Source organism: Akkermansiaceae bacterium (assembly GCA_017798145.1).
Lineage (GTDB): Bacteria > Verrucomicrobiota > Verrucomicrobiia > Verrucomicrobiales > Akkermansiaceae > Luteolibacter.
The window spans coordinates 3,942,444-3,959,699 of the sequence record CP059069.1 but is presented as its reverse complement, the minus strand read 5'-3'; the positions used below and the strand labels follow the sequence as shown (position 1 = coordinate 3,959,699).

Sequence of the window (17,256 nt, the reverse complement as noted above, 5' to 3'; positions counted from 1 at the left end):
CATGGGGAATCCTCGCCATGCGGCATGGGCACGAACTTCCAAGGGCAAACGATCATCGGACAAGGCTTGGCCGGGAGCTGCCTTGCGTGGGAATTCCTGTGGCGCGGGGTGCCGTTCCGGATCGCGGACCGGGGTGCCGGTGGCAGCACCCGGGTTGCGGCGGGGATGGTGAATCCGGTGACGGGGAAAAACTTCGAGCCAAGCTGGCGGATCTCGGAGTTTCACCCGGCAGCCATCGCCTTCTACCGGCGGGTGGAGGAAGAACTTGGCATCACCTTATGGCACCCGATGCCTATCCTGCGGCTTGCGGGATCGGAAAAGGAGCGGGGGAAGATTTCCTCGAAGCTCGGCCTTGCGGAGGTGGCGGCATGGGTGGATGGGGAAACGGCGGAGGTGCCTGCGGGTTTCCTCGCCGCCTATGCGGTCAGGGGCGGTGGCTGGCTGGATGCGGCGGGCTTGATTTCCCTGAGCCGCCGCTATTTCGAAAGCCTCGGGCTGTATGACGAGGGCGACTGCGTATCCTCACCCGGGCAGATCCTCTGCACCGGTGCGGCGGGCTTGACGGAAGGGCAGCTTGGCCCCCACCGCTGTGCGAAAGGCGAGATCCTCACGGTGAGCGCCGCCTGGCCGGAGAGCCATATCCGCATCGGCGCGGGCGGCTGGCTGGTGCCCATAGGCAGCGGACTTTTCCGGGTCGGATCAACCTATGAGTGGGATCAGCTCGACGAGTCCCCCACCCCGGCGGGTTTGAATAGGATATCGGAAATCGCAGCGAAGCTGGGCGGGGCGGAGTTCGGGGTGAGGGATCATGTGGCCGGCGTTCGGCCCATCCTGCGGAGGAGCCAGCCGCTCATCGGGAGGGATGGTGGCGGGAACTGGACATTCAACGGCCTCGGCTCCAAGGGCACGCTCTACGCGCCCGGCATTGCGGCTATGCTGGCCGACTGGATGCTTGACGGAAAGACCCCGCACCCCGATTTCATCCTGCCAGAAGCCCCATGACCCCGTTCCCGCCGCTGCCCACAGAACTCCTCCACGCCCTGCTGCGTTATCACATTGCGCCGGGGGATCTGGCCATCGACGCCACCGCGGGCAACGGCTTCGATACGATTTTCCTTGCGGAATGCGTCGGGGAAACGGGCAGGGTCATCGCCATCGACATCCAGGAACCGGCGATCTCGGCCACGCGAGTGCGACTTGACGCGGCAGGGCTCAGCGGGCGGGTGGCCCTGCATCACGGAACCCATGTGGACCTGGCGGAGTTCGCGGCGGGCGGGGTGCCATCGGTGATCGTTTTCAACCTCGGCTACCTTCCGGGAGGCGACAGCTCGGTGATCACCCGCACGGAGGAAACCCTCGCTGCGCTACGCTCTGCCATCGGAATCCTCGCCCCCGGCGGCATCCTTGCGGTGACATGCTATCCCGCCCATCCCGGCGGGGACGCGGAGGCGCATGCCGTGGAGCAATCCATTTCCACAGCACCCGAGCTGCGCACCGCCCGCTATGGCCTGATCGCCAAGGGAAAACCCGCACCCTTCATCCTGCTGTCCTGCAAGCAAGGCTAGAGCCGGAAAAACCGCCACATCTTCCCTCTTGCCCCCTCCGCTTTCCCTGTCTAAAGCTAGGCCAACCCCGATGACCATGAAACATTTTCCATTTCTATTCCTCCTTCTGCTCTGCCCGCTTCATGCGCAGGATGCGGCGGCTCCCGAGGAAGCCGCCAAGGAACTCCTCCCCGAGCAGAAGGAATTCCTCAACCTGCCCGAAGAGGAGCGCAAGGAGTTCGCGAAAAACTTCGGGGAGGCCTCCCGCTTTTTCCAACAGAAGCGCATCTTCGAGTGCCTGGAAGCACTCAGGGAAGCGGAGAAGATTTTCTCGAAAAGCGCGGAACTTCTCAACCTCCGCGGCTCCTGCTACGTGGAGATGCGCGCCTTCGACAAGGCTTCCGCCGCCTTCGAGGAAGCGGTCAAAATCTCCCCGAAAAACACGAGCATCCGCTTCAACATCGCGGAAGTGCTCTTTGTCACCAAGCAGTGGAAGGAAGCCCACGACCTTTTCCAGGAAATCCTCCGCGAAATCCCCGAGAACAACATGTCGCTGTCCCGCCTCGTCGAGTTCAAGATCCTGCTCTGCAAGAAAAAGCTGGGCCAAGACGAGGAAGTCCTCATCATGGCGGAAAAATACGACTTCCAGGACGATTCCCCCTACTATTACTACGCCAAGGCGGCGCTCGCCTACGATGAGGAGAAACTGCTAGAGGCCGAGGAGTGGCTGGCCCGCGCGAACCGCATTTTCCGCGATCCGAACATCATCGCGCCATGGCAGGACACGCTGGTGGAATACGGCTACATCAAGAGCTTCTACGGAGACGACACAGCGCCCGCCGCGCCCTGAAAAGCGGCGGCGATCATATCTCCAGGCCGGCCACCATCGCATGGAAGGCGGCCGAGACCTTGCTGTCCTTCGGATCCGTCAGGGCGACGGGGACACCCTTTTCCCCGCCCCTCCCGGTCGGGATGTCGATGGGGATCTGTGCCAACAGCGGGACATCCATGTCTTCCGCCTCGCGCACCCCGCCCTCCTCGCCAAACAAGTAGTAGCGCTTCCCCGCATCGCACTCGAACCAAGCCATGTTCTCGATCAGTCCGAGGATGGGCACGTTCACCTTTGCGAACATCGCCACGGCCTTCCGCGCATCGATGAGCGCCACCTCCTGCGGGGTCGTGACGATGACCGCGCCATCCACCGCAACGGTCTGGACGATGGTGAGCTGGATGTCTCCCGTGCCGGGCGGAAGGTCGAGCACCAGCACATCGAGCTCCCCCCACGCCACCTGGCGGAGGAACTGCTGGGTATAGCGCGTCGCCATCGGCCCGCGGACGATGACCGGTGATTTGTCTTCGAGCAGAAAGCCCATCGACATGAGCTTGATGCCGTGTGCCTCGATCGGGATGATCTCGTCGTGCTCGTTCGCATCTGGCCGCTCGGTCGTGCCGAACATCTGGGCGACCGACGGACCGTAGAGATCGCAATCGCAGAGACCGACCTTGAGCCCGCGTGCCGCGAGGGCGACGGCGATGTTCGCGGCGACGGTTGATTTCCCCACCCCGCCCTTACCCGAAGCGACGGCGATGATGCGCCTCACGCCCGGGATGGAACTTTTCCCCACAGCTCCGCCCGCGGCCTCCGGTGCGTCCTTGACCTCGATGTCCACCTTCACGGAGGCGATCCCCTCGATGCCGTCCAGCACCGCATGCACATCCTGGAAAATCTGCTGCGGCACCTTCGCATCCTTGGTGGCGACCTCGATCCGCACGCGCACGGAGTCACCATCCAGATCCACGCCCCTGACCAGCCCGAAGGAAACGATGTCCCTCGAAAAACCGGGGTATTTCACCGCCCTCAGCGCCTCCTTGATCTGCTCAACATTCGTCATACGCCGCACACTCTCCGCAGATCCGCCACACACGCAACCCAATACCGGGCGAAACTCCGAGAGGAACGCCGCTAACCAATGAAAACCCAACCCCGCACAGCAGACAAAACGATGCCAGCTTTTCCGTATCCTCCCGGAACACCTTGACCGAAAAAATCCGGTACAGCGCAAGCAGCCGGAGACAGCGACAAGGAGCCTCCCCCGGAAGCTCGGGCTTCGGACATCGAGCCTCAGAACTCCCGCACCAGCATCCGCCCGGCAATCTGCCTGAGCCTCGCGGCCTCATCGCCGAAGACAGCCAGTGCGCCGAGAGCCTCGGCTGTAAGCCGCCCGGCCTCTTCACGCGATGCCTCCAGGCCGATCACGGCCGGATAGGTCGATTTTTGCACCGCCTCGTCCTTGCCCGCCGTCTTGCCGAGGTTTTCCGTTGTCTGGGTGACATCGAGGATGTCGTCGATGATCTGGAAGGCAAGCCCCAGGGCGTGTCCGAAGGTGGTCAGAGCCGCCAACTCACGCTGGCCGCCACCGGCAGCCATCGCCCCGAGACGGACGGAGGCGGCCAGCAGCGCGGCGGTCTTCGCCTCGTGGATACGGACCAGTTCCTCCAGGGGGAGCGTTTTCCCCTCCCCTTCCAGATCCAGCACCTGCCCGCCGATCAGCTTACGGCTGCCGCCTGCGAGAGCCAGCTCCGCGACCATGTCACCGACTGTATGAAGCCCGGCGGGAGCCGATTTCGCGAGCACCGCGAAGGCCTCCGTGAGCAGCGCATCGCCGCAAAGCACCGCCATCCCCTCGCCATAGACCTTGTGGCAGGTCGCGCGGCCGCGCCGCAGTTCATCGTCGTCCATGCAGGGCAGGTCGTCGTGCACCAGGGAATATGTGTGCATCAGCTCCACGGCACAGGCAGCGGCAAGCGCATGCTCCCTCTTGCCGCCGCAAGCCTCGGCCGCCGCAATGCAAAGCACCGGCCTGAGCCGCTTGCCGCCTGCAAAAATGCAATAGCGCATCGCCTCGTGAATGCTTCCCGGACGCTCGTCGGCACTTGGCAGGAAACCGTCCATCGCCGCATCCACATCCGCCGCCGCCCCTTTGAGATACCCATCCAGATCCATGGCCTGAAAATCAAAGGCCCCGCGCCGATTGGAAAGCATTTTTCCGGGGGCAAGACCGGGAACCAGGCTCCCTTGTCCGTGAAAGCCCGCGATCTCCGCGGCGAACACACCCTCATTCTCCCGAGTCCAGGGACCCTTGCTCACTTCCGCCTCTTTTTCCCGCCGACTTTCTTCCTTCGGATGGACTTGGAGGGGGAGTCGTCGAGCAGGGCGGTGTAGATGTAAGGGAAGTCGGGGAGCTTCTCGCGCTTGATCTCCTTGCCGATGAAAATCTCGACGGATTTCGCGAAATCGAGCTCGTCGGCGGTGAGGATGGTGAAGGCGTCGCCCTCGGCCTCGGCACGGCCAGTGCGCCCGATGCGGTGGACGTAGTCCTCGGCGTTTTCCGGGACGCGGTAGTTGATGACGTGGGAGACGCCCGAGACATCGATGCCGCGCGCGGCGACGTCGGTGGCGACGAGGATCTCGAACTCGCCGCTCTTGAATCCGGCAAGTGCCTTCATCCGGTCGGTCTGGTTGATGTCCGAGTGCATGGCGGCGACCTTGGTCTGGCCGGTGCCTTTGATCATGCCGGTCACCTCGTCGGCCTCGCGGCGGGTGCGGGTGAAGATCATCACGGAGTGGTAGTCGGTTTCCTTGAGGAGGGCGAGGAGGAGCTCGTCGCGCTGATCGATGGAGACGGGATAAAATGCGTGGGAAACGGTTGCGGCAACCTCGCGGCGGGCGATCTCGATCTTCACCGGATCGACCAGGCACCATTGCGCGAAGGTCTGGATCGCGGCGGGCATGGTGGCTGAGAAGAAAAGTGTCTGGCGGCCTTCCCATGGGCAGAGGTTGACGATTTTCCGCACCTGCGGGAGGAAGCCCATGTCGAGCATGCGATCCACCTCGTCGAGGATCAGGATCTTCACCTCGCCGAAGCGCATCGCGGCGCGATAGAAGCAATCGACCAGGCGGCCCGGGGTGGCGACGACGATGTCCGCGCCGTCCGTGAGCTGTTTCATCTGCTCGCCGAGGCCGACGCCGCCGTAGAGGAGCGCGACCTTCATGCCGGTCTTGGCACCGTATTTCTCGAACTGCTCGGCGACCTGGTGGGCGAGCTCGCGGGTCGGCTCAAGGACGAGGATCTGGGGCTTGCCGAGTTTCTCGATCTTGGAAAGGGATGGGAGCGCGAAGGCGGCGGTCTTTCCGGTGCCGGTCTGGGATGCGCCAATGACGTCCTTGCCCTCCAGGATCACCGGGATGGCCTGCGCCTGGATCGGGGTCGGGTTGGTGTAGCCCGTTTCAAGAACTGCTTCGAGAACGGGGGCGGAAAGGCCGAGTGTGTCAAATCCCATGAGGCGCCGGGTTTAGGCGGGCTTTTGCGGCGGGTCAAGGATGGATCGCATGCGGGGAAACCGGGCGATCAATGACAGCATGTCGCGGCGATGCTTGCTTTCAGAGCCTCGCCGGGCGAGAAGCGGGCGGGCGCATGGAGAGCGGAGACGAGCAGCTGGATCTGAAAGGGGTGATGTGGATGCTTGCCTCCGTGGTGCTGTTTGCCGGGAACACGCTCATGATACGCGCCGCCTCTCTGGTGACTTCGGGAGCCGATGGCTGGATGGCCGCGCTGTTCCGCGGCTTGGTAGGGGTGCTGATCCTTGTGGTTTTCTACACGGGGGGGCGCGGCTTCGAATGGCGGCGGATGTTTTCCAACCGGCTCGTGGTATTGCGCGGGCTGATCGGCGGACTGGGAATCATCTGCTTCTACATCACCATCCCGGAGCTTGGGGCGGGGCGCGCGATCGTGATCAACCTGACCTACCCGATGTTCGCGACGGTGGTCGCGGCATTCTGGCTGAAGGAAAAGGTCAGGGTCGTGACCTCCTGCTGGCTGGTGGTTGCGATGGGCGGGCTGGTGGTTTTCCTCAGCGACGGGGATATGAATCTCGCTCCATCGGGATACGACCTGCTCGGTCTGTTGGGGGCCTTTGCCGCGGGTTTCGTGGTGGTCATCATCCGCAAGCTGCGCAACGAGGAGCACCCCGCGACGATCTACGGCGCGCAGGCGAGCTGTTCGCTGCTGATGGGGCTGCCGTTCGCAGGGCATGTCCCGGAGCTGCCATTCGCAGGCTGGGGGCTGCTGGCGCTCGGGGCGGTTCTCGTGACCTTCGGGCAGCTGGTCATGACCAGTGCCTACCAACGCCTCTCGATCGCGCAGGGTTCCTCGCTCCAGATGACCCTTCCCATTTTCACGGCCGTGGGGGCGTTCTTCTGGTTCGGGGAAAAATTCGAGACCTACGAACTCGTCGCCGCCGTGGTGGTGCTCATCGCGATCTGGCGGGTGGCCGCAAGGAGGAAATTCCCGGCGGTGAGGGGCTGAAAACTCAGTCTCCGAAGACCATGGGCTTGAGGTTTCCCACCCGCTTGATGCTGCGGATGCTCGGTGATGATATCGGTTTGGGCGGAGCGAGGAATGGATTCACTCATCCTAGGAAAATTCCTCATACGGCAGGGATTCACACACGGATGGCAAGACCCCTAATCGACAAACGGATTCATATCCTCGTTTCGCGCGGGAGTGCGCTTCGATGGCTTCTCACCCTTGGCCTGCGCATCCAGCGACTTGTGCATCGTTTCCCCCCAGTGGATCAGGAAAAATTTCTTTTCCGCAATGAGGAACTTGTCGGAACGGCCGAGGATGGGGCGAAGGGTGGTGGATAGCTGGAGCGTCACGAGCAGGAAGATCGAGAACCAGATGAGCAGGGGCAATGCCTGGGTCGCACCGGTTTGCTTCAATGCTGTGCGGATGAAACGGAACGCGAAGCCCAGCGCGACAAGCCATGAGGCCAGCGCAAGGAATCCCATGAAGCCGAAGGAGGAAGTCCCTTGCGCAAAGATCCAGAGCGCCGGTGCGAAACCCAGCAGCAGCAGCCCGGCAAGCGCCAGCATCCCGCCAAGCAGACCTCCCATCTTCGCCGCCGATGCGGACGATCCAGCAAGGCTGGAAAAAATGTAGAGGCTGGGGAAACAGATCAGGCCCGCGAAAAGCAGGCCGCCACCGAGTTTGACGGGAGCCGCCCAGAGCTGCTCCCCGTATGCGAAGGTTCCCAGCACGAAGCCGAAGACCACAACCGACAGCACGGCGATCAGCCCGAAGCGCAGCAAGGTGTTCCCCCCACCGCACGCCTTGTGCGCCGCGAGCTGGGCGGGGCGCCTGAGCAGCGCCTCGAAGAGATCGCGGATTCCGGGTTCGGGCGGGATGGGCACGTAGCTTTCCGGGTTGAGCGGCGGCGGTGTCACAACGTTGTTTTCGGTATTCTCGTTCATGGTTTTGTCTTTCTGTGTTCGTTTCTGATCTGGAAAATCACGATGGCGGCGATGCCGGCGCAGACGGCAGCCAAGATGGCCGCCCCGAAGCCCATGCCGCCGAGGATGCGCTCGAGGGATCCCCACACGGCCTCAAGGAAACTGCCCGCCATCGGGTTCTCGCGGAGGAATGCCACCTCCAGCCTTGGCGATCCGAAGAATGGGCGGAGTATCCATGAAAACTGCATCCCGAGAAAGGCGTTCCCCGCGATCCATGCCCCCAAGGTCGAGCGGGCGATGGCCGGCGATGCGGTGTAGCCCTCCAGCAAGCCCCGCAGCCTCACCACACCCGCTAGACCCGCCACGGCGATCAGGAAGACATGGATCAGCAGATAGGCGGAATGCGCGGTAGCCGCCTCCGTGGACTCGGCCGCCGGCACGTTCAGCGCCAGGAAAAACGTCACCGGAGCCACCGATCCGAGGATGAGCCCGGAGATCGCGAACGCGCTGAGCAGCGCGTGCAGCGATTGCCTGAAACCCAGCCCGCTGCCCATGAGCAGACCTAACAGGCCGTTGAGCAAACCGTTGCAGCCCAGGGTCAGGGCGATGAGCAAGGGCATTTTCACCGCCACGAAAAGCCCCATCATCGGCGCCCGCCACCAGCCCACCGTCAGCCCGTAGATGCCGAAGCCGACGAGCGCCACGCACGCCGTCCGAGCGATCTCGCCCGCCGTAGGCGCCCTGAGGCTCTCTGCATTTGGTGAAAGGAAGTTTCGCATCGGACAGATTCATGGCAACCCGCCCCGATGAGGGTTTGATGAAGCTACGGTGAAATTCCCGCAAAATGTTTCAACACGCGGGGATGGACAGCACCGCCCGGGTTCCCTGCGGTTCCGCCGCTTCCATCGCCACGCTGCCATGGTGTAGCACCGCCGCCTCCCTGACCAGGGTCAGCCCCAGACCCGTGCCTTTCCTCCCGCTACGCATGTGGCGCAGGGAAAAGAACCTCTCGAAAACCTTATCCCGCGCATACTCCGGGATCCCCTCACCCCTGTCCTCGATGACGATGCGGTGGAAATCCCTCCCCGGCTCCACGCCCACAGCCACCACCCCGCCGGCCGGCGAGAAATCCACCGCATTCTCCAGCAGGCTCGTGATCGCCGCCCTCAGGATGAAAGGATCGCCCTGCGCCATCGCAGGCCGCGGCGAATCCAGCAACCCGATGGAAACCCCGGCCAGGTCCGCCATCGCACCGGATTCCGAAACAACCCTCTGCAACAGCAGCCGCAGATCCATCACCTCCGAGACATCAAGCGCCGCCTTGCCCTCGATGACGGACAGCTCAAGCAGCTTCGCAAGCAGCCTGTCCGCCCTGACCGCCTCCGCCGAGATGTTCCCGAGAAACCGTTTCCTGTCGCCCTCCTTCATAGCACCCGCATCCTCGTTGAGCAGTTCCGCCGCACCGCGTATCGCCGCAAGCGGGCTTTTCATCTCATGCGTCAGAGTCTGCACGTAGCGCTCCGCGAACTGCCGCCCCTCCAGCGACTCGCGCATCGACTCCAGCGCCCGCGCCAGCGTGTTCACCTCCTTGCCCAGCCCCAGGGAAGGCAGCGGCCGCCGTCTCCCCATCTCGATGTCCCTGGCATACTCCGTGAGCTTCGAGATGGGACGGTAATGCCATACGAACACAACCCCCACGCAGAAAAGGATCCCGCCCCCAACCAGCCCGGTGCCCCACCAGATCTCCGAAATCCTGCGGCGTATGATGGGCAGCACATCCGCCTGCGCCTTGTATGCCGCCAGCACCCCGAGCGGCTTGCCCGGATCGCCGATGGGGGCTGCGACATACAGCACCGAGCTTGTTTCGTCCTCCTCGACCAACCTGCTGCTGCGCGCACCGTATTTCCCCCGCAGCGTCAGATACACATCGTTCTCCCGCGAGAAATCCTGCCCCTCCCTTTCCGGATGGCCGGAATCGAAGAGCACGATCCCCGCCGCATCCGTCACATAGACATCCATCCCCACCTTCCGCTTCGTGTGCTTGTGGATCTCCGCATCAAGCTCTTTCCCATGCGCCCCATCCATCGCCTTCCGCAGCGCCGTTGGATCGAATCCATCCTCCCCGAAGCCCTGTTCCGCAACGGCGGAAAGGATGTTCGCCGCGTCCACCATCGCCTCCTCGGTCGCCTGGAAAAGCTGCGGCTCGACATCCGCAAGCTGCTTCCTCACCAACAGGTTGAACCCCGCGCCGATGATCAGCGCGATGATGATGAGCGTGATCCGGGTAATCCTCATGATGCGGAAGGAACATGAAGCCCAAGCGCAGATGCACCCGAAGGGCACGGCAGACGCAGTTGGGCTTGAGCGAAGCGTGAAATCATGATTCGACCTTTGGGAACCCCATTGAATGATTCGTTTCCATCCGTGTCTCCCCTTTTCCCAATGCTCAGGATCCCTGCGCCGAATACGAATACCCCAGCCCGCGCCGGGTCACGATCATCTCCTCCGCCCCCGGAACCATGGCCCGCAGCTTCGCGCGCAGGCTTTTCACATGCGCATCCACCGTCCTGTCCGTCACCGCACCCGGATCATCCCATGCATGGTCGAGCAATTGGTCGCGCGAAAACACCTGCCCCGGATGCCCGATGAGCACCGCCGCCAGCTTGAACTCATGTGCCGTCAGATCCAGCCTCGCACCGCCGCAGAGAATCCGCTTCGCTCCGTCGTCCACACTCAAGCCACCCTCCGCCGATTTCGCCGCATCCGCCGCTGCGCCCGCCCTGCGCAGCACCGCCCGCACCCGCGCCGCAACCTCCCTCGGGGAAAACGGCTTCGTCACATAGTCGTCCCCCCCGATCTCCAGCCCAAGCACCCGGTCGATCTCCCCATCCCGCGCCGTCAGGAAAATCACCGGGATAGGCCATTTTTCGCGGAGCTTCCGGCACAGGTCGAAGCCCGTCATGTCCGGCAGGCCCACATCGAGGATCGCCAGCTCATGCGGCTCCGCCTCCTGCAAGGCCAGCGCATCCACGCCCGTCATCGCATGGCTCACCCGATGGCAATCGCCCTCCAGAACATAGACCAGGGTATCGGCGATCGCGGGTTCGTCTTCGACAAGCAGCAGGCGGGGCATGGCCGCAGCATATCCGGAAATCGGCGGGACGGTAGCAGAAAGGAGAGGCTGGCACCGGCCTCGCCAACCCACCCGGATCCGGAAGCTGGAAGGCTTCAACGGGCTGCCGGGGCTTAGGAGCCGGCGCGAAGACCTGCGCAGCATGCCGAGAGCTTTGGATCGGTTGGGCTCACACGCTCCAGAGCCGATAACAATGCGCCTCAGAAAAGTGACGAAAAAGTTCAAGAGATATCCGTGAAAGTTCAATGAATATTCATGGACGCGGGGGTTGAGCTCCATCAAGCTTAATGGCGGTTGATGCCTTAGGCGTCGCGATCAAGAAATCCAAATCCCGAAACTCCCAATGAAAATGAAAAATCCAATCATCACCCTCCTGCTTGCCGTCGCTTCCGCAGGCACGCTGCCCGCCGCCGTATCCATTACGGTAGTAAACACCGTCCCGAATGGCACCCAATCCGGAGGCTCAGGAACCGGATTTGGCGAGCTCAGCACATCGTCAGGAACCATTTCCTCGAACAACGGTTTGCCCACCACCACCTACACGGTCCAGGGCGTTGACCTCACCTCAGTCGGTGGTGGCTCAAATGCAACATTTACATTCACCGTCACCTACACTTCGACAACAAACGGAAGCACGCCCAGCACCGTGAACTTCACCAACACTTTCGGCAACGTGGCGGTCGGCGGTGACAACTTTGTCAGCGGGACTGAGACACTCACCGCCACAATCGCACTCACAAGCTCAAGTTTTACGGGCCTATCGCTCACAGGATTCACCAACACGAGGATCGGCAATTTGACGACCACCGGCGAATCTGGCACTCTGACCCATGGAGGTGGAACCACACCTTTCGCCAACGGTTCGCCCAATGTAATCATCTATCCGATTTCAGGCAACTTCGTGACCTATGCGGTGGACGGAGCGACGACCGTCAACTTCGAAGGCTTCACGGCGCAATTTGACGCGGTTCCCGAACCCGCCTCCGCCTCGCTTGTTGCTCTCGGAGCCGTCGCCCTGCTCCGCCGCCGCCGTGCAGCCTGAGAACAGCCGAAATAAGAAATCTCAGCCGCCCTGTTGCCGGATCATTCCGCGAGGGGCGGCTTTTTCGCGCCTTTAAGCCATGCGGACGACTCCGCAGTCAGACATAGCGAATCTCCCATTTCCCTTTCCTCTATCTCAGCTCCCACCGAGCCCGGTAGAAACGGCTGTCATGGGATGACGACACTGTGTCCGTGAGGCGCACCAGAACCCGGCTGGTTCCGACGGAGGGGAAATTTTCCCGTCCCGTTTCCACGTAGCTGTTGGCCGGAACCTCCTGCCAGCCCTGCAATGTGGGGCTGGTCTCCACAATCAGCTTCGCGGCGGCGGGATCCACGGGGTAGGACATGTCGAAATCCACGGTGAGCTGCGACCCTTCCAGCTTCACGCTGCCCTGTAGCCTGGGTCTTGAGGAAGAATCCCGGGGATTTGTCTGGAATTGGAACTCCTCGTCGTTGCTGAAGCCGTCGCCATCGGGATCCTTGCCGCCGCCGAAGATTTCCGGATCGGCCTTGTCCGCCGGGGTGAAATAGGCGTCGTCCCAAGCAGCCCGGCCGCCGAACACGCGAACCGTCGTGGTGGCGGTTGCGCCGCCGTTGAGGGTGAGCGTGTAGGTGGTGTCAACCTGCGGGGAAACCCGGGCGAAACCGATGCCGTCCACGGTCTGGGGCAGGACATCGCCCAGCCCCTGGTCGATGGTGAGGGTCGCCGGCGAAATGACATCCCATTCCAGCGTGGCGGTGCCGCCCAGCAGGATGGAGGGTTGCACCGCGCCGAAATATTGGATCGCAGGAGCGCCCGCGACGGCGGCGGTCTGCCCGTTGAGCGTTTCCGAAACCGGGGCGTCCCCGTAAGCGATCTCCACGCGGTAGGTGGTGCCGTTGTCATACACCGGCGGGCGGTAGCGGGTGCCGCGGACGCGCATGGCATGGACCAGCTCGCCGCTGGTTTCATCGAATACGCGGACGACCGGATTCTCGCGCCAGAGGGTGTCGATCACAGGCAGGAAACCGGTGGGGACGCGGCCGTCGTTGTCGGTCTGGCGGTACGTCTGCGGCCAGTCGGCGAACTGCGAACCGGTCTGCGGGTATTCCGGATCGGCATGGATGGGCCAGCTCTCGAAGGTGATCTCGCGGGTGGTCTTGTTGACCCGGGTGATGCCGTATCCGGCACCCCGGTCATGGTAGTTCGGCGGATTGATTCCGCTGGTGCGCTGATAATATTCGTCCGAGTTCCCCGCCCCGAGGATGGCGAAGTGATGCGGGTCGCTCGCCGTCAGGTTCGGCGTCACGCCGTCCGGCAGCGTGCCGTTGCCGTTGAAGAAATAGTCGCCCAGATAGGGGCTGACGGTCGGGGTGGTGCCGGATGCGTTGTGGACAGGATCGAAGATGCGCGGGAAAAAGTTCGCCATCGCCGGGGCGGCGAAGGAAATGCCGGCGTCACGCGGGGAATCGGTCCCGTGGTGGGCGAGGGTGGCGACGTGCTGGTCCCCGGCGAGCTGGAACATGCGCGAGGCGCGCAAAAGCCGCCATGCGTCGTTGCGGCGGTGGACGGGCCAACCGTGGGCGTCCCTGTCGGTGAGACGGAAATTATATCCGGCGCTGGCGTGGGTATTGAGCATCGCGAGCGGCGATTGCGAAACGACGAGTTTCAGATCCTGCCCGCGCCAGTCCTTGTTCCATTCGCGGAGGAAGTCGTGCTGGCGCTCGCCGAGCATATGCTGCTGGGCGGGATCGGACGGCGGGCTGTTGGGGCCGGTCTTGAATTTCCTGTCCTCAAGGATGGCGAAGCCCAGGCGGCCGTAGGTCATGCCGGTGAAATACACCTTGATCCCTTGGGCGACGGCCGGCGCTGGCTGGACGGGATTGTAGGGATCCGGATCGGGGAGGTTCGAGGTCTGGGTGCGCTCCACCATTTTCACCCATGAGGCGGGCTCGACATAGCCGCCCAAGGCCTCGGTGTTGGTCGTGACCCCTCCCTCACCCCACAGGTTTCCCTGGAAAACGTCATGGTCATCGGGGATGGCGACCGTCGGGATGTCGCGGGTGAGTTCGCGCGCCTGCAGCACCCAAAGGTTCCACTTGTAGAGGTAGTCGAGCTGGCGGTTGGTGGCACCCGAGTTGCTGTCCTTGTTGGTCGGCTGTCCCTCGTAGATCTGGTCGCCGTGGGCGAGCAGAACGTCGGGATTGTGCTTGGCGATGTGGCCGTAGGACTGGGTGTGGGGATGCCACAACATCACCGGGGACCAGTCGAAGCCGTTGTTCTGGAGGTTGCCGTCGTTGATCCGCTGGCAGGTGACCATGGCGAGGGTGATTTTCTCCTTTTCCACGGGATCCCGGCGTATCGTGCCGGTCCACGGGTAGTCGGTGCCGTTGATGCTGACCCGCAGGCGGTACGGGGTGTCCACCTTGTCGTTCCATCCTGTGATCGAAAAGGTCGCGGTGTAGGACGAAAGGTTGTCGGTGTTGTCCACCGGAGCGGTGGCGATCTGGTTCCACGCCGACCCGTTCCAGGTGTCGAGGGCGACGGACGGGCTGGAGGCGAGGCTGATCGGCGAGAGCTGGGCGGTGAGTTTCAGTTTCCCCTTCGAGAGCGTGTGCATCGCGCCGATGATCGCGAGGTGGCGGTCGGGCTCGGGATTCAGGGCGGAGCCGGTGCCGGAGAAATCGTCGAACCAATGGGTGGCCGCGGAGGTTCCGAAATGGCTGAGCAGGCCGAACGCGCCGAGCACGCGGTCGGAAGGGACGCTGAAGCTGACCGTGCCGGTCTGGGTGCCGCCCGAATTGAACGCGGTGAGGGCAAGCGTGTAGGTGCCGGGTGCCGGGTTGTAGGTGGCGGCAAGGCTGAGGCGGGTGTTCTGGACGAATCCTCCGGTGACAGCTGACGTTGCCAGCGCGGTGACCGCACCGGTCGAGTAATCCTCGATCACGAGATTCCCGTTTCCAGTGATGCCGAGGAACAGCCCGAAGTCACGGCCCATGCCGTCGTGGACGAGCAGTGCGCCGCGCCAATCGACGTTGGGTGCGGCACCGAGCAGGAACCCGGCGCGGGAGCCTGCGCTGGAAGTGCCGGTGTTCACCCCGGTGCGCACGCCGAGCGTGAAATTCCCGCCGTTTCCACGGATCGAGGTGCCGGGACGGTGGAGGGTGAGGCGCTCGCGCGCACCATTGATGCATTGCACGCGGTTGCCGCTGACCTCCCAGTCCTGCAGCCGGTTCGCCCAGTATCCAGGGCCTGCCCAAGTCTGATTGGGGGTGCTGTTCCAGTTGTCGGAAAACGAGCCGTCGGGCGACACTGTGGGCCATACGTCCAGCCTGACGTTGTCGAAGCTCTGGAAGTTTCCGATGCCTTGGTCGTTCGAGCGGAACCTCACGCCGACGGTTTTGCCCGCATGGGCGTCGAGCGCCGCAGCCGGGACGGCGAGGTGGTAATGATCCCATGCCTTGGCGACCGGTGTCTTGAAATCGTAGGTGCGTGAGGCCACCGGCAGCCGCGCGCCGCCGTCATCGACGTAGAGCTCGGCGATGATCTGCCGCTCCGGTACGGTGCTCTGATTGGTGCCGCGTTCCAGCGTGAAGTTGTCGAGGCGGGCGAAGCCGATGTTGGTGGTATTCGCGGGATTGCCGTCGATCCCCTCGAAGAAGGCGAACAGCCGCTTGCCTGCGGCTGCCGCAGCGACGGCATTGAAGGTCAAAGTGGCCTGCTCGTAGGTGCTGTCCTGCGTGGAGGCCGGGGACTGGAGCGTCTGCAGCACCGTCCTCGCGCCATCGATGGTGTTGCTGTCCGTGGTGTAGAGCGTGACCGCCACGGTGTCGGCGGCGTCATCCCAGTTGCTTGCATCGCGCCACACGAAGCCCACCCGGAAGATCTCACCGGCCGCAAGCGTGTGACCGGTGTCGACGGCAAATTTACGGGTGCCGTTGTTGGACATCACGGCGTTGCGGGTGCCGTCGAAAGCAAGATCGGTTTTCGATGCCTCGGTCGTCTGCGCGCCGCCCAGGTTCTGCCATTCCGGCAGTTCAGCGAAGGAGTTGCCGGTCACCGCCGGATCGTTGAAATCGCCGTTGCGCAGCGCACCGCCGACGAGGGTCCCGGTCGGCACGAAACCGCTCCCGCCCCCCGGCAGGTTGCCCGAAAACATCGCAGCATCGAAGCGCAGCGAGAAGGCGTCCCCCGCCGCGATGACGTGCGGGGTCATCTGCCATGCCTCCACGCTGTCCTCGATGCTCAGCCGCCAGGCACCGTTGCCGAAATCGGTGTCGCTTTTGATCACCTGCGCACCGGATCCGGATCCGTTCCAGCCGATGACAGCGGGATTCGAAATGGCGGTCGGGCTGGTTCCCGGGTTCACCTCGCCGGAGGGATTGAGAATCGGGATGGGCTTCGCACCGGCCATGCCGGATGCTACGCCCGCAGCAATCAAGAGATTGGTTTTGCGCATTGGGTTTTGGGTAAGAATTTGATCCTGACCAATCTCTCAGGCATGCGGCAACAAGTCATTGCACTTTCGCGTCATTTTCATGGACTTTTGCGGCTCCGGCGCGGCGCACTACTCCTTGACGCCTGCGATCGCGGCGGTGCGGTCGGGGATGCTGCGGATGTTCATCCGCCCGGTGACGGGATCCTGATAGACGCAGGTGAGCCAGCGCCTGTCCTTGCGGATGGCGCAGCGGGTTTCCGTAAGCAGGTTCCAACGGCCTTGGTCAAAAAACTCGAAGCGCACGGGAACGACCGCGCCGGGTTGGCCGGCAGGCTCCAGGTTGGCGACGCCACCTGGCTTGGCCGTGATGTATTCGCGGGCGATGGCACCGCGGATGGGATACGGGGAAACATTGATCATGCGGTAAACCCCTAGCGGAAAATCCTTGAGGTCATGGTTGATCACGAGGCTGCGGTACGCGTGATTTGCTTCCTTGGGAGCGGGAAACAGCATGACGAGCACCCGTTTCATCCCAAGGGGTATCCTGACATCGGAAAGCACCGGGTGGATGAGCTTGCCCCCAACGGTCCGGGGCTTGTCACAGATGCGCAGCGAGCCATCGACGGCCACCGCAGCCACCGGTCCGACGATGTTTGCCGTGGAGAGCTGGATCTCCTCGAAAGCCTCGGGCCCGGTCATGATCTGGACTTTCTCATGTCCGGATGCGTAGCCGAACGCATAGAACGAGGCCGCGATCTTGGGCAGAGGCTCGGCGGCACCGGACAAGGCGGCATGAAGAAGGATGATGGCGGGAATTGCGAGTTTCAT

General features: G+C 63.1%; 14 protein-coding genes. 5 read left to right on the top strand and 9 right to left on the bottom strand.

What is annotated here, in order from left to right:
• Positions 1-24 precede the first annotated feature (24 nt).
• The 3 genes from HZ994_16975 to HZ994_16965 all read left to right on the top strand — a co-directional run bounded on the left by HZ994_16975 (position 25) and on the right by HZ994_16965 (position 2,394).
• Positions 25-1,002 (top strand): FAD-binding oxidoreductase, encoded by a 978-nt coding sequence (locus HZ994_16975; protein QTN33935.1) that lies wholly within the window; start codon positions 25-27, stop codon positions 1,000-1,002.
• Complete coding sequence (locus HZ994_16970) at positions 999-1,565, top strand: methyltransferase domain-containing protein (protein ID QTN33934.1); 567 nt, start codon at positions 999-1,001, stop codon at positions 1,563-1,565. The genes HZ994_16975 and HZ994_16970 overlap by 4 nt, the downstream gene beginning before the upstream one ends.
• 76 nt (positions 1,566-1,641) lie before the next feature.
• Complete coding sequence (locus HZ994_16965) at positions 1,642-2,394, top strand: tetratricopeptide repeat protein (GenBank protein ID QTN33933.1); 753 nt, start codon at positions 1,642-1,644, stop codon at positions 2,392-2,394.
• A gap of 13 nt (positions 2,395-2,407) precedes the next feature.
• Here HZ994_16965 and HZ994_16960 read toward each other — a convergent pair whose 3' ends face one another.
• The 3 genes from HZ994_16960 to HZ994_16950 all read right to left on the bottom strand — a co-directional run bounded on the left by HZ994_16960 (position 2,408) and on the right by HZ994_16950 (position 5,885).
• Positions 2,408-3,436 carry an Mrp/NBP35 family ATP-binding protein gene (locus HZ994_16960; GenBank protein QTN33932.1) on the bottom strand — a complete coding sequence of 343 codons (1,029 nt, stop codon included), beginning with the start codon at positions 3,434-3,436 and terminating at the stop codon, positions 2,408-2,410.
• 230 nt (positions 3,437-3,666) lie between these two features.
• Positions 3,667-4,548, bottom strand: coding sequence for a polyprenyl synthetase family protein (locus HZ994_16955; GenBank protein QTN33931.1), 882 nt, complete (start codon positions 4,546-4,548; stop codon positions 3,667-3,669).
• Between the two features lie 140 nt (positions 4,549-4,688).
• A complete protein-coding gene (locus tag HZ994_16950; protein QTN33930.1) occupies positions 4,689-5,885 on the bottom strand; it encodes a DEAD/DEAH box helicase in 1,197 nt (398 codons plus the stop codon).
• Positions 5,886-5,956: 71 nt separating this feature from the next.
• Between HZ994_16950 and HZ994_16945 the strand changes: the two genes are divergently transcribed.
• On the top strand, positions 5,957-6,910 hold the full coding sequence (locus HZ994_16945; protein QTN33929.1) for a DMT family transporter: 954 nt from the start codon (positions 5,957-5,959) through the stop codon (positions 6,908-6,910).
• A 158-nt stretch (positions 6,911-7,068) separates the two neighbouring features.
• On the opposite strand, the gene HZ994_16940 is transcribed toward HZ994_16945, so the two are convergent.
• The 4 genes from HZ994_16940 to creB form a co-directional block, all read right to left on the bottom strand.
• Positions 7,069-7,857, bottom strand: coding sequence for a hypothetical protein (locus HZ994_16940; GenBank protein ID QTN33928.1), 789 nt, complete (start codon positions 7,855-7,857; stop codon positions 7,069-7,071).
• Positions 7,854-8,615: a hypothetical protein gene (locus HZ994_16935; GenBank protein QTN33927.1), complete on the bottom strand. Its 762-nt coding sequence runs from the start codon at positions 8,613-8,615 to the stop codon at positions 7,854-7,856. Before HZ994_16935 ends, HZ994_16940 begins: the two co-directional genes overlap by 4 nt.
• Before the next feature lie 70 nt (positions 8,616-8,685).
• Positions 8,686-10,131 (bottom strand): two-component system sensor histidine kinase CreC, encoded by a 1,446-nt coding sequence (creC, locus tag HZ994_16930; protein QTN33926.1) that lies wholly within the window; start codon positions 10,129-10,131, stop codon positions 8,686-8,688.
• A gap of 151 nt (positions 10,132-10,282) precedes the next feature.
• Entirely contained in the window at positions 10,283-10,969 is a 687-nt protein-coding gene (creB, locus tag HZ994_16925) for a two-component system response regulator CreB (protein QTN33925.1), read from the bottom strand.
• A gap of 349 nt (positions 10,970-11,318) precedes the next feature.
• On the opposite strand from creB, the gene HZ994_16920 reads away from it, so the two are divergent.
• Positions 11,319-12,011: a PEP-CTERM sorting domain-containing protein gene (locus HZ994_16920; GenBank protein ID QTN33924.1), complete on the top strand. Its 693-nt coding sequence runs from the start codon at positions 11,319-11,321 to the stop codon at positions 12,009-12,011.
• A 130-nt stretch (positions 12,012-12,141) separates the two neighbouring features.
• On the opposite strand, the gene HZ994_16915 is transcribed toward HZ994_16920, so the two are convergent.
• Together HZ994_16915 and HZ994_16910 are read right to left on the bottom strand one after the other, a co-directional pair.
• On the bottom strand, positions 12,142-16,449 hold the full coding sequence (locus tag HZ994_16915; protein ID QTN33923.1) for an alkaline phosphatase D family protein: 4,308 nt from the start codon (positions 16,447-16,449) through the stop codon (positions 12,142-12,144).
• Positions 16,450-16,557: 108 nt separating this feature from the next.
• Entirely contained in the window at positions 16,558-17,256 is a 699-nt protein-coding gene (locus HZ994_16910) for a hypothetical protein (GenBank protein ID QTN33922.1), read from the bottom strand.